Source organism: Prevotella pectinovora (genome assembly GCF_041323955.1).
Taxonomy (GTDB): domain Bacteria; phylum Bacteroidota; class Bacteroidia; order Bacteroidales; family Bacteroidaceae; genus Prevotella; species Prevotella pectinovora.
Window position 1 is genome coordinate 1,035,818 of record NZ_JBGLIV010000001.1, and the last position, 19,968, is coordinate 1,055,785.

The window sequence follows — 19,968 nt, forward strand, 5'->3', positions numbered from 1 at the left end:
CAAGAGATTGTCGACATCTGTTTTCCTTTCGCGCCCCAAGACTCCGGCTGCCGCGCAGAAAACAATAAACATCAGTAAGATGATTCTCCTTTTCAACTCACCTTATTTTATATATGAGACTCCAAATTTCAATTTCTCGTACTGAAGAACTCTGAAATTCCAGTTCGCGGATTAAAATGCAAAGATATGGAATTTTTTTCAAGTTTACAAGGAGACGAGTAAGCAAATAAACAAGGATTTTTTTTCCTAAATACCTGAGTTCGGGATAAGCGGCAGTCGTTTTTCTTGTTATGCCAGATTTCCGACAGGTGCATATTACATTTGCCCTCCAAACAATATGGATGGCAAAATGCAGAATTGTAAAGTCCAAATGAAGTTTACTTTATAACAACAAGCTGTCCGTCAACATTCTCTATGCAATAGTCAATGTTGATGGATGGCTTCTTTTCAAAGAAGCTATACGCAGCCAAAACAGAAAGGACATTCATTACGAAATTGAACACGCTACAATGTCTTGAATGTACAAGTTGTGCAACATTCTTAAGTTCGTCATTGATGGTTTCTATGACAGATCTTTTGCGCAACAGAATCTTGTCATACAATGGCATGAGCTTGTTTTTCATATTGCATTTCAAGCCAGTGACAATTTCTATACCGTCGTTAAACAATCTCTCAAACAAGCCATGCGAAATATATCCTTTGTCTGCGAATAATTTTCCGAACACATTATCACTCAATCTGTTAAAAATATCTGTGTTTCTATCGTCAACATTCGCTTTCGTAAGCATAAAGTTAAGCAGTTCACCTCTCTCATTGCATATCAGGTGTAACTTGAAACCGAAATACCATCCCATGGTGCTTTTGCCTCTTTCTGCATAACCACGGAACACCTTATTCCTTGTTATGCGCTTGTTGTGGCATACAGGAATGCATGTACTGTCAATGAAACTTATACCCGTGCATCTGCCAAAGCAAAACAGTTGGAGGAACAGCATCATCTCAACCGCGACTCTGGACTCGAGTTCAACAAAGCGGTTATATGAGAGCTGCTTTGGGAACAAGTCGTGCAGGTGCGCCTTGACATAAAAGAAGTAATAATGCTTGAAGTTGCAGAAAGTATTGAAATGAAAGCAGATGAGTATTGTCATGATTTCCGACCGGCTCATAGTACATTTCCGATTGCGGTGCTTACGCCCGTCAGGCTCACAAATGGACATCAAGTAGACAACTTGACGAGGAAAGTGGTTTTATCGACTTGTTATTTTACATAATTGTGATTATCAATAATAGATACGGAGGAATAAATAAAATGTCTAAACTCCTGTCTAAGGAATTCTACGGCAATCATTATTATCTGAATATCGACTCCGATATTGGGTCGGTCTCTCGGTTGGCAGCAAATCCGTGGCAATACCATCAGCCAAGCTCCTCTTCCAAGTCGACAAGCAGCTGTTCGGCAACCTGTCAGACCGCCTCGGCACAACCTTCCACATCTATGATCATCTATCAAAACCAAGGCAACATGAGAAAATTCAGAATCAAAACATAAAAGCAAATGAATAAATAAAGGCAAGCACCTGATTTTCAAGTGCTTGCCTCGTATTGGTACGCTCGGAATGAGCATTGTCTAACGTGTGAAAGTCCCGGGCAAGCCCTAATAGCGGGAATTGCATAGTCAAAGGCAAGGGTGTCCATCGCGAGGTGGAATCTGAAGGAAGCCCAAGACAAACATCTGACCTAACGAACAGAAACTTCATATAAAGCATATGACCGTGGATAAGATTGCCAAACAAATCAAAGTCCCATAGCTATTCGGAACGGTTGGTGTAAATGAAGTAGGTATAAGATGGAAAGACAATGCCCTTATCCGAGGAGGTCTTGCGGACGCATGGTGAAGATGATGTATTCGATGTACCATGACGGAGTATAGCTTGTCGCGAGAAGTCAGCAGAGGTCATAGTACCCAAGGCACGGGTTTGCCTAAAGGGAAGGACAGAATCGTGCAATACAATAGTAAATGACTGCTACCTTGAGAGTCTTTTGTAGTCAGATGTCCGAAAAGGAACTCTCTATTCACACGATAGGACGGAATCCGACGATAGAATAGAAGTGACGTATCTCGAAGGGATGGCTGAAAACAACTTGTCACACACCGTGAGGTGTAAAAGCACGAAACCGCCGTATGCGGAACCGCATGTACGGTGGTGTGAGAGGTCGGTAAACATGAAAGTAGGAGATAAACACCTATGATTAGTGTTTACCTCCTACTCGATTCGCTAATTTTCAGCATTCTAGGATTATTCCTCCACAGCAGCCTGCGCCGCTGCGAGACGTGCGATTGGCACGCGGAATGGAGAGCAGCTTACGTAGTTGAGACCTACTCTATGGCAGAACTTGACTGATGAAGGCTCACCACCATGCTCACCGCAGATACCGCATGTAAGGTTTGGACGGGTCTTACGGCCATTGTCGACTGCCATCTCTATCAACTGACCGACACCTGTCTGGTCGAGCACCTGGAATGGGTCTACGTTCAGAATCTTCTTGTCCAGATATACTGGCAGGAAGCTTGCGATGTCGTCGCGGCTGTAGCCGAAAGTCATCTGAGTAAGGTCGTTTGTACCGAAGCTAAAGTATTCAGCCTTCTTTGCGATGTAACCAGCCGTAAGGGCTGCACGAGGAATTTCGATCATCGTGCCGACCTTGAATTCAACTTCAACACCAGCCTCCTCGAAAATCTTATTGGCTGTAGAGCGGATAACTTGCTCCTGCATGTCGAACTCGTTGACGATACCAATGAGCGGCACCATGATTTCCGGCTCCGGATTGAAGCCTTCCTTCTTCAGCTGCACGGCAGCACCGAGGATTGCTTTTGTCTGCATCTCTGTGATCTCTGGATATGTGTTTCCGAGACGGCAGCCGCGGTGTCCGAGCATAGGGTTATGCTCGCTCAGGCTGTCAACGCGCTTCTGAATCTCTGCTACGGTAAGACCCATCTCCTCTGCCATTGTCTGCTGACCTGCGAGATCGTGTGGCACGAACTCATGCAATGGTGGGTCGAGCAAGCGGATGTTTACAGGGCATCCGTCCATGGCCTTGAGGATTCCGTAGAAGTCCTTAGTCTGATAAGGCAGCAGCTTCTCGAGCGCCTTCTTGCGTCCTTCTACTGTGTCGGAGAGAATCATTTCACGCATTGCCTTGATCTTCTCGTTGTCGAAGAACATGTGTTCTGTACGGCATAGTCCGATACCTACGGCTCCGAAGTTGCGTGCAACCTGGGCGTCGTGTGGTGTGTCTGCATTGGTACGAACCACGAGTCTCGTATATTTGTCGCAAAGCTTCATGAGGTCGGCGAAATCACCTGTCACCTCTGCTGGCTTTGTCTTCACCTCGCCGAAATATATTTCACCTGTAGAACCGTTGAGCGAGATGTAGTCGCCCTCCTTGAGTGTGACACCGTCGATTTCTACAGTTCTTGCCTTATAGTCAACGTTCAACGCACCGGCACCTGAAACACAGCATTTACCCATACCTCGGGCCACAACGGCTGCGTGTGATGTCATACCGCCACGTGCGGTTACAATACCCTCTGCGGCAGCCATACCTGCAAGGTCTTCAGGACTTGTCTCGATGCGCACCATTATGACGCGTCGACCAGCCTCATGCCATTTTTCTGCGTCGTCGGCAAAGAATACGATCTGTCCGCATGCTGCACCTGGAGATGCAGGAAGACCGCGTGTGAGGACCTTGGCTTTCTTCTGAGCGTCTTTGTCGAATACGGGGTGTAGGAGCTCGTCAAGTTTGTTTGGCTCACAACGCTTGAGTGCTGTCTTCTCGTCGATCTCGCCCTCGTGGAGCAGGTCCATGGCTATCTTTACCATTGCGGTACCTGTGCGCTTTCCGTTACGTGTCTGCAGGAACCACAGTTTGCCCTCCTGTACGGTGAACTCCATATCCTGCATATCGTGATAGTGCTTCTCTAGCTTGTGCTGCAGAGCGTCCAGCTGAGCGAAGATTTCCGGCATGGCCTCTTCCATTGAAGGATACTTGGTTGCACGCTCCTCTTCTGGTATCTGCTGCTGCTCAGCCCAACGCTGTGAGCCGAGCTTTGTGATCTGCTGTGGTGTGCGGATACCTGCTACCACGTCTTCGCCCTGTGCGTTTACGAGGTACTCACCGTTGAACACGTTCTCACCAGTCGCGGCGTCGCGGCTGAAGCAAACACCCGTTGCCGATGTGTTGCCCATGTTTCCGAATACCATAGCCATTACAGAAACGGCTGTTCCCCACTCTGCCGGGATTCCTTCCATCTTTCTGTAGAGGATGGCACGCTCGTTCATCCAACTGTCGAACACGGCGCAGATGGCGCCCCAGAGCTGGTCCATAGGATCTGTAGGGAAGTCCTTGCCGGTCTGCTCCTTAATGGCTTTCTTGAAGAGGTCTACGAGCTGCTTGAGCTCGTCTACTGTCATTTCGTTGTCGAGAGAGATTCCGCGCTGTGCCTTCACTTTCTCTATGATGGCCTCAAACGGATCGATGGCTTCCTTGTTTACTGGCTTCATTCCGAGCACCACGTCTCCGTACATCTGCACGAAGCGGCGGTAGCTGTCGTATGCAAAACGCTCGTTGCCGGTCTTCTTTGCCAATCCCCTCACAACTTCGTCGTTGAGACCGAGGTTGAGGATTGTGTCCATCATGCCTGGCATTGAAGCTCTTGCCCCTGAACGCACGCTGACGAGCAATGGATTCTCAATGTCGCCGAACTTGCTGTTCATCAGTCCTTCTATATGGTGTACCGAAGCGATTACCTCATCTCTGAGGAGACTTACTACGGTTTCCTTTCCTTTCTCGAAGTATTCATTACAAACGTCTGTAGTGATAGTGAATCCTGGAGGTACTGGTACGCCGATAAGGTTCATTTCCGCCAAGTTGGCACCCTTACCTCCGAGCAGGTTTCTCATGTCTGCCTTACCTTCAGCCTTACCATTGCCGAAGGTATAAACTCTTTTTTCGCTCATAGTTTAATAAAAATTACGTGTATTTAGTTAGAATTATTCTCCGTTTTTCTGAATTATTTTTCTTAGTTCTTTAGAATTATGGTTCAGTTTTATTGGAAATATGTTTCCTTTGTTCTGCAAAAATAATAAATTAGGGAATAAAATGCAACATTTCAGACAAAATCTTAACATTTGTGCATGTTTTAATTTTTCAAAAAATGATTTATATCAAAATACTCCTTATGTTTATGACCATTTTGCAAACTCTACTTTATAAATATCAAAGGAACTTTGCTCCTCGTGTCAACACGAACTTCACCTTCTTTCCCTTCATGGCCTCAGGCTTTTTCCATTCTCCTCCCGACACGGCGATTGTGACTTTCCTGCCTTTTGGAGCGCTTGCCACCGCAGACTCGAGGTCGTCAAATTGTCCGCTGCCGTTTTTCGACACATAAATGTCATAGTATACGTGATGTTTTGCCAGCTCGGCCACTTGTCTGCAAAGGGCGTCGGCGAGCAATCCTGCAACCTTGTTGGCGCCAAAGATGTTATAGTGTGTGTTGTCTTGCCTTCCGTCTGGCAGCGATGGAGTTTCTCCCGGCTTGAATATCATGTGCAGTTTCTTGGAACCTTCTTTTCCCATCGACTGTTCCAAATCGTGTGTAATCTTGTTTGCGTCAACGAAGACTACACCCATTTCCTTGGCCACGCGCCTTGGCGAGACGAGATATTCACCGTGGGTGTCTATCAGGGTGTCGCCCTCGGCGAGTTGTTTTGAGGAGTTGTCACGCAGGTCATCGTCGGCAACAGCCGTCTTTGAGTCGCTGAAGTTGCGGCGCACCACGCTGTTCATGAGTATCGGCGTGGCGCCCTTTTCTCTTGCTTCCCTTACAAAGCGTCTGAGGTTGGCGTCGAAGGTGGTTCCTGGTGTGGTGTGGCGAGCCGAGTCAGTTTTCTCGTCGTTGTGGCCGAACTGTATTATGAGGTAGTCGCCGGGCATTATCCTGTCGAGCACAGCTTTCCATCTGCCTTCGTTGATGAAGCTCTTCGATGAGCGTCCGTTCATGGCGTGGTTGTCCACGATGATGCCGTCGTCGAAATAGTTCTGCAGCATCATTCCCCACCCTCTCTCTTGCTTGTCTCCGCTGATGTCTTTGTTAGCCATCGTTGAGTCTCCTATCATGAAGATTGTCTTTGTCTTGTCTGCCCTGAACGACGAGATGGCAAGCACTGCAAGGACCATTGTCAGAATCGTGTGCAATGGAGTTGCCAGGTCTGCAATCGATTTTTTAATTTTCATTTGTTTTATGTTATAAATGTATTTGTTTTGGTATTTGAAATTGTGAATTGCCTCGTAACGGATAGTGAATGGAGTACTGGCATCCTGATGGAATGCCATGATGACAGATGCCGGATAGGCTTTCAGAAATCCTACTACATAATATACATAATATATATGGTGGCGATTATGCAATAAATCATATTATGATGGTCTTCAAAATTTCCAGGCACTATATGCCTACTATAATTACGCTGGGGGCTTAATCGAAAAAGTGCCGACAGAAACTACTTACTGCCGGCACTCGATATACGTATTATCCCTTCACAATTTCTATCAGTTGTTCTGGTGTTACTTGTTCCTGCTCTCCTGTTTCCATATTCTTGAGCGTCACCACCCCTTTCTGTATCTCGTCGTCGCCGGCGAGAGCCACATATGGTATGGCGTTGGCATTGGCGTATGCCATCTGCTTTTTCATCTTCGCTGCATCAGGGAACATCTCCGTGCGTATTCCGTTCTGTCTGGCTTTGGCAACGACAGGAAGACAATAGCAGGTTTCTTTCTCTCCAAAATTTATGAAGAGCAGTTGGGTGTCGGTCGTTATCTCCTTTGGATAGAGGTCAAGAGTGTTAAGCACATCATATATTCTGTCGGCTCCGAATGAAATTCCCACTCCACTTATTCCTGGCATTCCGAAGATTCCTGTGAGGTTGTCGTAGCGTCCTCCGCCTGTGATGCTTCCCATTGGAGTGTCCAACGCCTTGACCTCAAAGATTGCCCCTGTGTAATAGTTGAGTCCACGAGCCAACGTGAGGTCGAGCTGAAGTTCGTTTTTCAGGTCAACCTGTGATGCGGCATTCAGAATAAAACGAAGTTCCTCTATTCCCTTCATGCCCACTTCAGACGAAGCAAGGAAGTCTTCCATGACCTTGAGTTTTTCTTCATTGCTTCCGGATAAAGTTATGACAGGCTGCAACTTGGCTATCGCCTCTTCACTTATTCCGTCAGTTCTCAATTCTTCGTTCACCTTGTCGAGACCGATTTTGTCGAGCTTGTCGATAGCCACCGTAATGTCCACTATCTTTTCAGCCTCTCCTACAATCTCGGCAATTCCTGATAGCAACTTTCGGTTGTTGATTTTTATCTGTACTCTTATTCCAAGACGCTGGAATACGGTATCCATTATCTGCACCAACTCCACCTCGTTGAGCAGCGAATCGCTGCCCACGATGTCGGCATCACATTGATAGAACTCTCTGTAACGACCTTTCTGTGGACGGTCTGCTCTCCACACAGTCTGAATCTGATAACGCTTGAAAGGCAACTGGATTTCATCTCTGTGCATCACGACAAAGCGTGCAAACGGCACGGTGAGGTCATAGCGCAATCCTTTCTCGCAGATTTTTGAAGAGAGTGCAAGCGAATTTCGTTCTGCCAGCTGTTCGTCGCTCACCTTGGTGAGATAGTCTCCGCTGTTGAGCACACGGAAGAGGAGTTTGTCACCCTCCTCGCCATATTTTCCGAGCAACGTCTGCAACGTCTCCATAGCGGGTGTCTCTATCTGCTTGAAGCCGTAGAGGGCGTAAACGGAGCGAATTGTATCGAAAATATAGTTTCGTTTCGCCATCTCCGCTGGAGTGAAGTCGCGCGTGCCTTTGGGTATTGATGGTTTGCTCATCTGTTGTATTTATGTCTATATGTTAATTTCTTACGATTGTCTGTTCTCTATCCGGACCGACCGACACGATTTTTATAGGAGTCTCGAGTTCAGCCTCCAGGAATTCGATGTAGTCTTTGAATTCTTTCGGGAACTGGTCTTCTCTCGTTATCTTTGTCATGTCTTTTTCCCATCCTGGCAGTTCTGTATATACAGGCTCTATGCCATGCTCGATATCGAATGGGAAATCACGAGTCTCGACTCCATCCTTGCGGTAGGCCACGCAAGCCTTGATTGTGTCGAATCCGTCGAGCACATCGCTCTTCATCATGATGAGCTGTGTAACTCCGTTTATCATTATAGCGTAGCGAAGTGCAACGAGGTCGATCCATCCGCAGCGGCGCTCTCTTCCTGTAACGGCTCCATATTCGTGTCCGATATCACGCAGTCTGCTTCCGGTCTCGTCGAAAAGCTCTGTAGGGAACGGACCAGCTCCGACACGTGTACAGTAAGCCTTCATAATGCCGTAAACCTCTCCAACCTTGTTGGGGCCTATGCCGAGTCCTGAGCAGGCCCCCGCACAAATAGTGTTTGAAGATGTTACGAACGGATAGCTACCGAAGTCAACGTCGAGCATAGTGCCCTGTGCGCCTTCGCAGAGCACGGTTTTGCCGTCTCTCAGCACCTTGTTGATGACATGCTCAGAGTCAACAATCTCAAACTGGCGCAAGTATTCTATACCTTCCATCCATGTCTTCTCCACGTCGGTTATGTCGTAGTCGGTATAGCCGAGGTCTTTGAGCATCTCTTCATGGCGTGCTTTATGCTGCTGATATTTCTGTTCGAAGTTGTCGAAGATATCTCCTACACGAAGTCCTGTACGTGAGATTTTGTCTGTATATGTCGGTCCGATGCCTTTTCCTGTCGTTCCGACCTTGTTCTTGCCCTTTCTTGCCTCGTATGCGGCGTCGAGCAGTCGGTGTGTAGGCATGATGAGATGGGCTTTCTTTGATATTTTCAGACGCTTGGTGAGCGGGTGTCCGCTTTTCTCCAGTTCTTTGGCCTCAGCCATGAAGAGGTCAGGAGCCAGAACTACTCCGTTTCCGATGATGTTTGTCTTTCCACCCTGGAAAATACCTGACGGGATACTGCGCAGTACGTATTTCTCTCCTTCGAACTCCAGCGTGTGTCCAGCGTTTGGACCGCCCTGGAATCTGGCAATGACATCATAGTTTGGTGTCAGTACGTCTACAACTTTTCCTTTTCCCTCATCGCCCCACTGCAAACCGAGCAGGACATCAACTTTTCCTGTTTCCATTTTTATATGTTATTTTTATTAGCCGAAGAGTTGAAAATTGGCAAATTGAAAGTCAACGGAATTCTTTGGACCAAAACAAATCTAATGAATTGGTGACAACAAAACTTCATGACGTTGACGGACGACATGCCGACGGTCAACCTTCGCCTTCTGTTATTTCCTGTTCTTTGCCACGGTCAGCACTTTTAAAAAACGTGCATGAACCGTTTCTGCGTACAAAAATACTACTTTATTTTATATTTACGTGTACTACACGAAAAAAAGTGCACTTCTACATGCACTTTCTCATTGCCGCCTCTACTATTTTTTCCTGCAACTCCCCCATATCTGCAAAAGCCACGAGACTGTTGTTTGCGGCATGTCTCACAGCCATGGAATTGTCGGCGAGGGCCGCTATTGCCTGGTCTAAAAATTCATTGATGTCTCTATCATCTGGTTCTGCTCCTTTTCTGAAGAGACACGAGAGCAGGTTGAAACCGCAAATCTGCTCCAGAGTCTTGTCTGAAGCTATCCACGCAAAGGCATGGAGCGACGCGCTGTCCGTATATTGAAACAGGTTGAATGTGGCGTATTCTGCCATCTCTTGAGTCGTAGTCTGCTCCATCCAAAGGTCAACGAGGTCTGAACTCATCCTTTCGGCTGGCATTATCAACGTGGCTAGGATCTTACACTCTCTGACGTTTTCTTTCCACAGGGCAGCGGCCAGGTCATAATCCTTGCCGTACTGTTGTGCTATGTTGCGGAGCGCTGGCAGCTGGATTCCCCAATTCAGGTATCCCCCGATGCCTTTCTCTCTCATCGATGCCGACGCCACACCATTCATCTGCAGCGAGAAGCCTCGTTTAATAAGTTTTATGGTATCCTGTACTTGTTGCTGTTCCATGTCTTGTATGGTTTCATAATTCTACAAAGCTCCATATTCCTTGCCGTATCTCATCATCTGCTGGTCGTAGTCCTCAGAATAGTCAACAAGAATATCCTTTACATCCCCTCTGTCGTCCGTAACAGGCGTGAGCTTCGGATTCAGAAAGCCCTTATATGGCGCAAGGTCAAGCCTGGCATATCTGTCGAGTACTTCTTTGTGGAGTTTCTCGTCCACATTCACGCCATAAGTCTCCACGAGCAGTCTTGCCGCCTCGAGGTCTCCCTCGCTTTTCACGCGTTGTATCTCAGCAAGGAGTTGGGCAAACAGTCGGCGGAGAGCCTCGTAGTCGTTTATGCGCAAGTAAGTCTTCCCGTTGTCGGTATATAACTCGGCCACACTGTTCTTCTTTCCCTTCTCATAACACCACCTGGCTATTAGAGCCCTGTTGCGCATGTGTGCCTCCTCAATCTTGTTGCCTGGCGCAATTCTCACGAGCTGAGTCATGAGTCCGTTGAGCATATAAGAATAATATGCTGCATGATATGCCTCGCTGTTGTCCAGGAGTCCGAGCTGCAGCAGCTTTGGATCCGCTATGAAATACAGACCGAAAAGGTCCGCCCTCGCCTCCTCTATCGTGCTGCCATATGATTTGAGTGCGTCCGGCGACACTCCGTCAAGCAGTTTCCCGCTTCCGTGTCCCAGACATTCGTGCAGATCGGTGTGCAGATTGTCGCATTGGTCACCCCATTTGTCTATCAATTCCACCATCTCCTTGTCTTGTATGAATTCTTCTTTGAATCCGTTACCGTGTGCAGCCTTATTGTATGCGTCGATAAGATTGCTTATCGTGACGCTCTTGCTGCCGTGTGCAGCCCTTATCCAGTCGGCGTTCGGAAGGTTTATGCCGATTGCCGTTGACGGATATTCGTCACCGCCGAGCATTGCGGCCCTCACCACGTGTGCCGTCACTCCCTTCACTTTCTCTTTCTTGAAGCGGAGGTCTACGGGCGAATGGTCTTCAAACCACTGAGCCTCATCGCTTATAGTCTTGGTGCGCCGTGTCGCCTCCTGGTCTTGGTATTCCACTATGCCCTCCCACGAGCCTTTCAGTCCTAGAGGGTCGCCATACACTTCGATGAACCCGTTTACGAAATCAACGTCGGATTCATGCTCTCCTACCCATTCTATGCAGTAGCGGTTGAAAGTATTCAAGTCGCCTGTCTCATAATATTTCACAAGTGTCGAGATGTATTGCGCCTGTGATTCGTTGAGCGCCAGCTGTTGGGCTTTCTTGAGCCAGTATATTATATGACTGATGGCCGGAGCATATTTCCCTTGAGCGCTCCACACGTCTTCTCTGATTTGTCCGTCGGTGCCTTTCACAAGCGTAGAGTTGAGACCGTGCGACACCGGTTCCGGTCCGTCATCTTTTGCCTGGTCACGATAGTATTCTTCCACTTCTTCCTGTGTCAGCCCCTGGTAGAAATTGCATGCCGACTCTTTCACGATGTCTACGCCGTCTTCTGTACACACGCGTTTAGGCATATAGTGTGGGTCGAATATTGGGCGGCGCAGCTCTTCAATGAGCCCATCAACGGTCTGCCCGTCGTCTAGCGGCAATTGGCTGGCAGGCAATGCCCTCACCTGCGTTTCGAAGAATTCATCTGAGAAACGAGGTTCAAACTTCTCGCATCCATAATGATGATGAATTCCATTTGAGAACCATACCCTTCTGAGGTACTCTTCAAACGACCTGTACTCTTCTTGATTTCTGTCGCCCTTGAACCCGCTATAGATTGCTTCAAGGACCTTTCTGATCTTGAGATTGTGGAATCCGAACTGGTCGAAGGTGATGTCGCGCCCCCATAGCGTTGCCTCAGAAAGACAATATATAAGTTTCTTCTGCTGCAATGACAATCGTCCGAAGCCTTCAAGTCTGTATCGTAGTATCTGTATGTCTGCGAACCTGACGTCTGTGTATTTATAGTTTTCCATTTCTTCCTTTTGGTGGTTATGGGAAATCTTTCCCAATGCTGCCAGAGCCTTGGCTGTCTACTGCTATTGTCGCTACTGCGACTGCATCTCACGTAACCATGTTCCCGTTACTGCTCCTGTGTGTCCTGCTCTATCGGCTCAGGCACCTTCATTTTCTCAGGCTTCGGTTCAGACGACAGCTTATACTGTCTTGGAGTGATGCCTTCGAAGCGGTAGAAGGCAGCGTAGAACGATTGCCGGTTTGCGAATCCCACCATGCTGCTTACATCCTCCATCGTCATCCCACGATACCGGTCGTCCTTGAGTATCTGCATAGCCTCGGAAACGCGGTAGCGGTTTACGAACGAGGTGTAGTTCATGCCGAATCTAACATTGAGCACAGCAGACACATATCTAGTGTTAGTACCGATGTCATAAGCCAGGCGCTTTGCTGAATATGCCTTCTCCTTATACATCTTCTTGTTTCCTATATAGTCGATGATTCTGTTTTCCAGTGTTTCCATCAGCTCAGGATTCACAAGATTAAGATAAGTCACCTCTTTTGTTTTCTTTTCTCTAATATTATATTTTGCCATACCTATTAAATGTTTTGGACCATTACGGTCTTTCCTGCTACAATTTATATACCTTAGTATTATGTTTCACGTGCATTATGTCTTACGTTCGATACGCAGACTATCGTCTCATGTGCCATGTTTGCCTGTAAGCAAAAGGCTTGGACCCTTGATTGAATTTATCTGTTGATACGACGCATCCCGGAAATGAGGGAACAGAATGAAATGAATCCATTCATTTCTTATCCCGAGCCGAAGCTTATATTATGCAAAGATAATGCAAATTATTTACAAACAAAAAGATTTTGTTGAGCTTTTTGTTTTTTTTAAGTTGACATGTCATGAGAATTCTTGGGCTTTGGCTTTTGTCTTGATTTACTATTTCTTCTGAAAGTCATTCATTCCAAGACCTATATCATCTTCGATAAAGCAGACAAACAAAACATTAAAAGCTTTTCAGCAAGCAAAAAAGCAACGTTTTGACAAACATAAACCGCCTTCTTGTATCAGAAGAATAATAGGTTTACGCAACACAAACAAGGGGAATAGAAACAGGAAACAAGGCAAAGAATTAAAGGATTCTCAAAGATTGCCTCAACAGCCCAAAGTGACATTAATCTATGCAGAGCCTTTTCAAATCATAGAATGACCCATTGTAAATGTTGAAGTCAACGTAGCCCTTGATGCCTGGAAGTTTGCCGGCATCGGTATGCTGCCAGAACTTCCATTCGCCCTGGTATTCTATTTTGTCCACATAGTAATGAGCAATCCAGTAAGGATAGTCGTCGAAGACGGGAGTGTCGAGATACTGCTTCTTGAATTTATAATATGTATAGATTATCGGCTTTACATGATACCTGTCTTCCACGATATGAAGCCATGTGAGAATGTCCTGCTGGAAATCCTCCACGCTCTTGTCTTTCGGCTTGTGCTCAACATCGAGCACTGGCGGGAGATCTCCCGACTCGAGAGGTACGTTGTTGAGAAAGAAATAAGCCTGCTGACGAGCCGAAGAATGGTTGCTCCAAAAATGATAAGCTCCTCGGATATAGCCATATTCCAGAGCTTGTTTGAAGTTATACTTGAATGAGGGATCTATCTTGCTTGAGCCCTCGGTAGCCTTCATGACAATGAAACGGATGGGACATTTCTCTATCATGGCATTCTGCAGCTGATCCCAATCTATATCTCCCTGATAGTGGCTGATGTCGATGCCTCTGATTTCATAGCCGCCCGGATAGTTTGCATCACCATAGAGAGCTCGCCATCTGAATCCGAATGGACCAACGAAGAAATAATAGAATGCCCAAACATACGCCACAGCTATAAGTATTCCTCCCGTCCACCATGCCAACCTTGCACGCGTACCGAAGAGTAGCCCAAACAACCCTCCAATCTTGTGTTCAGAGCGTCGCTTTGTTACGGGGCGATGCTTCGTTGAGGAGCGTCGCCCTGTTGGCTTTACGGTTCTTCTTCTGTTGGTTGTCATGGTTTAATTTATTATAGATATATAAACATCCAAACCTCAAACCGGCCTTACCCCCATAAAAGGAAGTGTAGAAAGGTTTGAGGTCTGGATTATCATATTCAGGAATCTTCCCTACGCTTTTCCTCCTCTCTCTAATGCGAGAGTCTTGGTAGTGCGGTCACAGAGCTCAGAAGGTCCCCAATACTGCACAGGTCCGGGATATACGAACGATGTCTCCTTCGACCACTCATCGCGGTGTTCAACCAGTTCCTTGAACGGCCTGCCGTTGAGGTCAACAAGCGCCTTGCGTATAACAGGCTTCATCTTGCCATTGCGTCGTTCCACGTTAAAGAGCGACGTGATAGGCACTCCACCCGCTTTCCAATCTGCTGGTTTGGCTGTAGTATTGCGCACCACTGCCATATAGCCAGTCTTGCCGTTGGCGATGAGATGGGCTGCACTTGCTCCAAGAGCATAGCAATAGTTTGCGTCGAAATTGGAAGGCGCAGCGCAACGTCCCTCATAACCGAAGAAATGATGGATAGAGTTGAAGCTTCCATTAAACTTCCCTTCTTTTTTCCAGGCCTGCAGCTTTGCATCCACCATTCTCGAAAGCAGACGTTCTGTCTCGATAAGCGAAACCTGAACGTTGCCGTGTGGGTCGCGATCTAGCGAGAGTTGTCGTGCCACGTCATCGGGTAGCGTTTCAAACGTTTTGAGGTTCTCTTCAGATAGATGTTCTAAAATATATTGCTTCTGCTCCATAGGCGAGAGGTCCTTGTAATCCTTGCCATGAAGGGCGAGCAGATCATTTAGTTCGTCAATGAGTCTGCCGATTGCCGGAATGAACTCAATAAGTCCCTCAGGAATAAGCACGACTCCATAGTTCATGCCACGGTCAGAACGATATTTCACCATACGGCAGATGTCTTCAACGATATCGTTGAGGCTCAGATCCTTTGCCTCCACCTCTTCTGATATCAGGCACAGGTTAGGATGGCATTGCAAGGCACACTCCAAAGCAATATGCGAAGCAGAACGCCCCATGAGCTTCACGAAGTGCCAGTATTTACGGCTCGAGTTGCAATCGCGCTCAATGTTTCCGATAAGTTCTGAATAAACTTTCGTTGCCGTGTCAAAACCGAAAGACGCCTCTATCTGCTCACATTTAAGGTCGCCGTCGATGGTTTTCGGACATCCTATCACTTGAACAGGATAGTTCTTCATCTTGTAGTACTCTGCCAACACGCATGCATTGGTGTTGGAATCGTCGCCTCCAATGATGACAAGCGCCTTGATGTTGAGGTATTTCAGTATTTCGTATCCTTTTTCAAATTGGTCTTCCTTTTCGAGCTTGGTTCTTCCGGAGCCAATCATATCAAAACCGCCCGTGTTACGGAAGTCATTGATGTAGGTCTCAGTAATTTCAATATACTTGTGATCTACCAGTCCGCCCGGTCCGAGCAGGAATCCGAAAAGTCTGCTATGTGGATTGATTTTCTTGATGGTATCGAAGAGTCCGGTTATTACGTTGTGACCGCCAGGAGCCTGTCCACCACTCAGGATTACACCCACGTTGATAGGATCCGTGCCTCGCTCCTCGCCTTCTACGAACTCCACGACAGGCATTCCGTATGTGTTGGGGAACATTTTCTTTATCACTTCCTGATCAGCAACGCTTGTCGTTGCCTCACCTTCCTTAATACCTACTGCTGTCCGCAAGCCAACCGGCAGAACCGGCGTGAAGGCATCTCTGACTTGCTGGAAAACACTTTTCTCCATAAAAAATACTTTAAATTGTTTGTTGTTGTCAGTCTGATAGTGATTGCGCCGCAAGCGACGCTGAGCATCATGAAAAGAAAGCGCTACAACCTACATCGGGAATGTTTACTATTCCCAAGCCATATTGCTCTTTACGCTTTGCTCCACTGAACATTAATATATGTCTAACACCTAATGACGTTCGTCCGCAGACATACGGGATCAGCACCCTGCCTGCTTTCTTCGTGCAAATGTAAGATTTTTATTCTGAATAAGAAAAAAAAATCACATTTAATCATCATTAAAACATTTTTTATTGCATTTATTGTTTTACATCAAAGAAAAAAGGCTATATTTGTCGCTGATTATAAAACGTATTTGTTTAATCTAAAATTTCAACAATATTATGGCAAGTAAACGTGATTTGAAGAAAAACATCAATTATATATGCAGCGAGCTTTTCGCCGAGTGCGTGGCAAGTTCAATATACAGCGCCAAATGCTCGAAAGAGAATTCCGACGCATTGCTCCACTCCATTCTGACTATCCACAACGATTTCGTATGCCGCATCTCGCACCCGGAGCCAGGAATGGAACCTAAGAAATACTTCGCTGACCTAACCAAGAATTTCAACTCGCAAATTAGCGAGATAGTCGATCAGATTGCCAATCTGAACTAACAGAGGAGGACAGGCAACACATGATAAGAACAATTTGCAAATGGATGCTCTACAAGAAACTGGGATGGAAAAAGACAGTAACAGTAGAGCACCCTGATAAATTTATTATATGTCTGGCACCGCATACGAGCAACTGGGACTTCTTCTTTGGACAACTCTACGAAAGGGCTGAAGGACTAAAAATCAATTTCCTGATGAAAAAGGAGTGGTTTTTTTGGCCTCTTGGACCGATTTTCAAACATATGGGAGGAATTCCAGTATGGAGGTCGAAACACACAAGCCTGACGGACAACTTAGCAAATACGGCATTGGACAGAGAGGAGTTCAGACTATGCATCACGCCGGAAGGCACAAGAAAAAGAGTGGAAGACTGGAAAAAAGGTTTCTACTTTATAGCCCTGAAGGCCAACCTGCCGATTCTGCTCTATGGCGTGGACTATGAGAAAAAGGAAATAACATGTACGGAATGTTTCCATCCTACAGGCGATGTGGAAAAAGACATGAAGCACATAAAGCTGTATTTCAAGGACTTCAAAGGAAAGAAACCGGAAAATTTCTCCATAGGAGACGCAGCTCAAGAATAGAAGTGAGCAATAACTTATTGCAACTGCTCAGTGGTTCCGGCCATCATCGACTCGGAAAAATGAAACACACCGGAAAAAGATGAAAAAGAAGATTGTCATATTGGCGGCAGTAGCAATGCTTTGTGCATGCGCAAGCCACCGCGACTCCTCAAAGACAAAATGGAAGGAGACCCCCTACGCTTCTGTGAAACAAGACGGCAAGGGCAAAAAAGAAAAGAAAAGCAAAAAGAATAAGAAAGATAAGAGGAATAAGCAGGAAGCCTCAACAGAAAACAAGACCACACCCATTGTACCGGCAAAACGAGGTAAAGAATATGACGGGGAACAATGGGTGAGAAATATGTCGTGGCCACTTAAGCCAACGAAAGGCCTGCTGAACAAGCATTTTGCCGTGTGGGCAAGTCATGGAAGATACTACGACAAGAACAAAGACAAATGGGAATGGCAAAGACCAAACCTATACTCCACGACGGAGGATCTGTTCACACAGACAATCGTAGTGCCTTATCTTATTCCCATGCTCGAAAATGCCGGGGCAACGGTGTTCTCTCCAAGGGAAAGAGACTGGCAACCAAGTGAGGTGATAGTGGACAACGACAACCCACAACTGCCCTACTACACCGAAACCTCACTACAAGGACGTTGGACTGATGCAGCAACGCCGGGTTTCGCTGGAGTAGCGCAAACTATATTATATGGTAATACAAATCCCTTCACATGGGGAACTACCCGCAAAACGAAGGCAGACAAAATGCCTACATGTATGATTTCATACCAACCTCGAATAGAAAACGAAGGAAGGTATGCCGTATACGTAAGTTATCCCACGCTCAAAAACAGCGTGGACGATGCTGAATACACCGTTTACCACAAAGGAGTCAAGACTGTATTCAACGTGAACCAACGCATGGGAGGCGGAACATGGGTTTATCTCGGAACATTCGAATTCGGGAAAGGGTGCTCTTCTGACAACCGTGTAGTACTTTCTAATTCAAGCCGCTGCAAAGGAGTAGTAACGGCGGACGCCGTACGCTTCGGAGGCGGTATGGGAACGGTAAACCGCAACGGCCAGACAAGCGGAATGCCAAGGTGTCTGGAGGGCGCAAGATACTATGCACAATGGGCTGGAGCACCTGAAAACGTATACAACTCATATAATGGAACTGACGATTATAAAGACGATATAAACACCAGGTCGAAAATGACGAACTGGCTTGCTGGAGGTTCTTGCTTCGTTCCTGACAAGGACGGAAAGGAAGTGCCGCTTGAGATGTCACTTGCAGTACACAGCGATGCCGGATACGCCCCCGACTTCAGGTCTATATTCGGTTCGCTGGCAATATGCACAACGCAATTTCACGACGGACTTCTCGCTGACGGTTCATCGAGACAAACATCAAAGACTCTTGCTCAGAACCTGCTTTCCGGATTGGACAACGACATGAAGCGGCTATTCGGCAAATGGAACAAAAGGGATCTCTATGACCGGAACTATTCGGAAACAAGACTGCCAGAAGTACCGTCGGCCATTATAGAGACCCTGTCGCACCAGAGTTTCCCGGACATGATTATGGGACAAGATCCTAACGTGAAGTTTGTGATAGCAAGAAGCTTATACAAGACGATACTGAAATTTACAGCTGAAAGACACCGCAACGACTACATCGTGCAACCACTCGCCCCCAAGAACGCCTATCTTCGTTTCGTTGACGAAGGAGTGGTGGAACTGACTTGGGATGCACAAGCTGACCCACTGGAACCATCAGCAAAGCCAACAGGATATATTGTATATACCGCAGCTGGAAGTCAAGGGGGATTTGACAATGGTGAGCTTGTACAAGGCAGGAAGATACGAATAAAACTATCGCCTGATGCCGTTTATAGATTCAGGGTTACAGCGACGAACAAGGGAGGAGAAAGCTTCCCCTCAGAAACTCTGACAGCTGTTTATCACCCAGGAGCTACTAAAAGCATACTGATAGTTAATGGATTCTACAGACTGGCGGCTCCTGCCATAGTGAAAAACGAATGGCAACAGGGATTCGACCTGGCATCTGACCCTGGTATGCAAATGGGAATGACAGTGGGATGGAGCGGACAACAGATAAACTTCGACAAGTCGCGTCATACCACTGTAGGACCTGATGGGTTGGGATATAGCGGTACGGAACTGGAAGGACGTTTCATAATGGGAAATACCTTCGACTATACCGCTGAACATGCCGAAGCAATGGTTCCGATGAAGAAATACAATGTGGTGAGCGCATCGTCTCATGCTGTTGAAAACGGAAGGGTGAATCTTTCAGAATACGCATGCGTAGACCTTATATTGGGCAACCAGAAATATACCTCCACGGCGACAGAAGATTACAAGACGTTCACATATCTGATGCAGAAGGTTCTTGAAGACTATGTCGCAGCAGGTGGCAACATACTGGCAAGTGGTTCCTATATCGCCTCAGACATGCAGTCTGACAGAGAAAAGACTTTTCTGCGTAACGTGCTGCATATTGATGATTATGCAGAAGATACCGGACAGTCTGTGTCGGGAATGGGAACAGCATTCGACATTTATGATTCACTCAACGACAGGCATTACGCCGCAACAAGAGTAAACGTGGTAACACCCACTCCACAAGCATTCTGCACGCTTACTTACGCCAATGGCAAGTCGGCCTGCGTGGCATATAAGGGAACCGCCAACAGGACTCTCGCAATGGGTTTTCCTTTCGAATGCATAACATCGGCAAAAGCAAGGAGAATGATAATGAGGGGATTCCTGACATTTCTAAATGAATAAATAAACAAGAG

At 46.7% G+C, this 19,968-nt stretch carries 12 protein-coding genes and 1 pseudogene; 3 read left to right on the top strand and 10 right to left on the bottom strand.

The window, feature by feature from the left end; translation table 11 throughout:
* Positions 1-377: 377 nt before the first annotated feature.
* From ACDC99_RS04065 to ACDC99_RS04110, 10 genes and pseudogenes are all read right to left on the bottom strand, one after another.
* Positions 378-1,196: pseudogene (locus tag ACDC99_RS04065) on the bottom strand (IS982 family transposase); the annotation flags it as partial.
* Positions 1,197-2,297: 1,101 nt separating this feature from the next.
* Positions 2,298-5,018: a pyruvate, phosphate dikinase gene (ppdK, locus tag ACDC99_RS04070; RefSeq protein WP_042519919.1), complete on the bottom strand. Its 2,721-nt coding sequence runs from the start codon at positions 5,016-5,018 to the stop codon at positions 2,298-2,300.
* 259 nt (positions 5,019-5,277) lie between these two features.
* Positions 5,278-6,297 (bottom strand): rhamnogalacturonan acetylesterase, encoded by a 1,020-nt coding sequence (locus ACDC99_RS04075; protein WP_231556906.1) that lies wholly within the window; start codon positions 6,295-6,297, stop codon positions 5,278-5,280.
* 295 nt (positions 6,298-6,592) lie between these two features.
* Positions 6,593-7,954, bottom strand: a complete 1,362-nt coding sequence (gene hisS, locus ACDC99_RS04080; protein ID WP_022316004.1) for a histidine--tRNA ligase — start codon at positions 7,952-7,954, stop codon at positions 6,593-6,595.
* A gap of 22 nt (positions 7,955-7,976) precedes the next feature.
* A complete protein-coding gene (locus ACDC99_RS04085) occupies positions 7,977-9,251 on the bottom strand; it encodes an adenylosuccinate synthase (RefSeq protein WP_303222612.1) in 1,275 nt (424 codons plus the stop codon).
* A 271-nt stretch (positions 9,252-9,522) separates the two neighbouring features.
* Positions 9,523-10,134, bottom strand: coding sequence for a DNA alkylation repair protein (locus ACDC99_RS04090; protein ID WP_022316002.1), 612 nt, complete (start codon positions 10,132-10,134; stop codon positions 9,523-9,525).
* A 21-nt stretch (positions 10,135-10,155) separates the two neighbouring features.
* On the bottom strand, positions 10,156-12,111 hold the full coding sequence (locus ACDC99_RS04095; RefSeq protein WP_330071027.1) for a dipeptidyl-peptidase 3 family protein: 1,956 nt from the start codon (positions 12,109-12,111) through the stop codon (positions 10,156-10,158).
* 107 nt (positions 12,112-12,218) lie between these two features.
* On the bottom strand, positions 12,219-12,686 hold the full coding sequence (locus ACDC99_RS04100; RefSeq protein ID WP_022316000.1) for a helix-turn-helix domain-containing protein: 468 nt from the start codon (positions 12,684-12,686) through the stop codon (positions 12,219-12,221).
* Between the two features lie 592 nt (positions 12,687-13,278).
* The gene (locus ACDC99_RS04105) at positions 13,279-14,154 is read right to left on the bottom strand and encodes a glycoside hydrolase family 25 protein (RefSeq protein WP_082026291.1); all 876 of its coding nucleotides are present in this window, start codon (positions 14,152-14,154) and stop codon (positions 13,279-13,281) included.
* A 111-nt stretch (positions 14,155-14,265) separates the two neighbouring features.
* Positions 14,266-15,915 carry a diphosphate--fructose-6-phosphate 1-phosphotransferase gene (locus tag ACDC99_RS04110; protein WP_022315998.1) on the bottom strand — a complete coding sequence of 550 codons (1,650 nt, stop codon included), beginning with the start codon at positions 15,913-15,915 and terminating at the stop codon, positions 14,266-14,268.
* Positions 15,916-16,300: 385 nt separating this feature from the next.
* On the opposite strand from ACDC99_RS04110, the gene ACDC99_RS04115 reads away from it, so the two are divergent.
* The 3 genes from ACDC99_RS04115 (at position 16,301) to ACDC99_RS04125 (ending at position 19,957) form a co-directional block, all read left to right on the top strand.
* Positions 16,301-16,573, top strand: coding sequence for a hypothetical protein (locus ACDC99_RS04115; RefSeq protein WP_022315997.1), 273 nt, complete (start codon positions 16,301-16,303; stop codon positions 16,571-16,573).
* Between the two features lie 20 nt (positions 16,574-16,593).
* Positions 16,594-17,157, top strand: a complete 564-nt coding sequence (locus ACDC99_RS04120; protein ID WP_044065841.1) for a 1-acyl-sn-glycerol-3-phosphate acyltransferase — start codon at positions 16,594-16,596, stop codon at positions 17,155-17,157.
* A gap of 79 nt (positions 17,158-17,236) precedes the next feature.
* Entirely contained in the window at positions 17,237-19,957 is a 2,721-nt protein-coding gene (locus ACDC99_RS04125) for a golvesin C-terminal-like domain-containing protein (RefSeq protein WP_370755914.1), read from the top strand.
* The last annotated feature ends 11 nt before the right edge of the window (positions 19,958-19,968 follow it).